Source organism: Parasphingorhabdus sp., from assembly GCF_049667325.1.
Classification (GTDB): Bacteria; Pseudomonadota; Alphaproteobacteria; order Sphingomonadales; family Sphingomonadaceae; genus Parasphingorhabdus.
In genome coordinates, this window is record NZ_JBATHY010000157.1 from 1 (window position 1) to 1,620 (window position 1,620).

A 1,620-nucleotide genomic window follows, 5' to 3' on the forward strand; every position below is an offset into this window, starting at 1 on the left:
GGCGGCATGTCCTTGGTGCAGCTCAAATTGCACTTGTCCCAGCCGGCAACACCAAAGTCAGCAAATTCATCGTTGGGCGAGAGAAACGGATGGGCTTCGCTGTCGCCCTTGATCTGGGTGACCTCGACGATCGGTTCGCGCAGCGCGCGCGTTTTTATATAGGCCGCGTCAATCGGACTGCCGTCAAATTTGTTCATCGCGAACATCCGGCCGTTGGAAACATTGCTGTTGTGCGGGATGGCGAGCACCTTGCCGCCGGTTTTTTTCTCATAGGCGGCCATATAGGACCAGAGCTTTTCCGGGTCCTGCGAACCTAGCGCACCGAAAGGAATGGTATCACCCATTTTCCCCGGACCGTCGCGGAACATGACAACCCGGTGGAGATTGTCGCCATCGGGCATCGGTGTATATTCAAAGCCCATGAAGGCGGTAAATTTTCCGGGTTCATTATATTGATCGACGGTCTTGCCGTGCTTCGTCCAGAGATCGGTGGTGCGTTCCTTGGTTTCTGCCGGGTCGGTCAGCGATGTCGGCAATGTGCCGTTGGCCGCTCCGTCGATCAGCTCTCCGGTTACGCGCAGCGATCCCTCGTCGCTCTCGTTCATCATATCGTGCCAGCGGAGCAGGAATTTATTACCCAGCAATGCGATACGCGGAGCTTCCATAATCGCCTTGGTCGCACCCATCGCGTCGCTATGATCGGCGATCACCAGAAAATCGAGCGGGCGGGACAATTTTGCCTTGGCGCCCTTGGTCGCGGTGACTTCTTCGCCGCGGGCAAATCTCATGGCTGCCTCGGCGTCCAGCCGGTTGCCGAACCCGAAAGCATCGATGCTATTGTCGGTGTGGAGATGGGTGTCACCCCAGAATACCTGCTCGGGATAGGCCGTGTTTTCCACCTCTGTGCCTGATCTGTCCGGATCATCGCCGACATATTTGCATCCGGATAGTGTCAGTGCAGTGCTGCAGACCGCGAGTAACAATGCTTTGCGCATGGTGGTTCCCTCTCCCTTTTGTGGGGAAGCTATCCTGTTACTGACATCAAGGCAAGCAGCGGCGTGCAATCCTGATTGCCGTAACGTCAGCCGAATATGCGGTTCACCAGCGAGCGTTCCCGCAGAATCACTTTCGCCGCATTGTGACCGGGCGCGCCGGTGACACCGCCACCCGGATGGGTTCCCGAACCGCACATATACAGTCCTTTCAGCGGTCCTTTGTAACCGGCAGCGCCAATCACCGGTCGCGCCGTCCACAGCTGGTTCAATGTCATGTGACCATGAAATATGTCACCACCGACCAGGCCGAATTTGCGTTCCAGATCGAGGGGAGACAAGGCCATCTGCCCGAGGATCAGATTGCGGAAACCCGGCGCATGGTCTTCGACAACGTCCAGTATCGCCTCAACCGCCGCATCGCGTTCAGTGTCCCATTGGCGACCCTTCGGCAGTTCCGGAGAAAATTGCTGGCAAAACAGGCTTGCGACATGCTGGCCAGCGGGTGCCAGACTGTCGTCGACAAGACTGGGGATGAGCATTTCCACAACCGGCTTGCGTGACCAGCCATTTTCCCGGGCATCCTGATAGGCTCGGTCCATATAGGCCAGCGACGGTGCCATGATGA

2 protein-coding genes are annotated in these 1,620 nt (G+C 57.4%); both read right to left on the reverse strand.

What is annotated here, in order from left to right:
- A partial coding sequence (locus WBM93_RS07150; protein WP_424430126.1) for a DUF3604 domain-containing protein occupies positions 1 to 995 on the reverse strand: 995 nt, incomplete at its 3' end.
- 86 nt (positions 996 to 1,081) lie between these two features.
- Positions 1,082 to 1,620, reverse strand: a 539-nt coding sequence (locus WBM93_RS07155) for a phytoene desaturase family protein (protein WP_424430129.1), incomplete at its 5' end; no start/stop codon positions are given.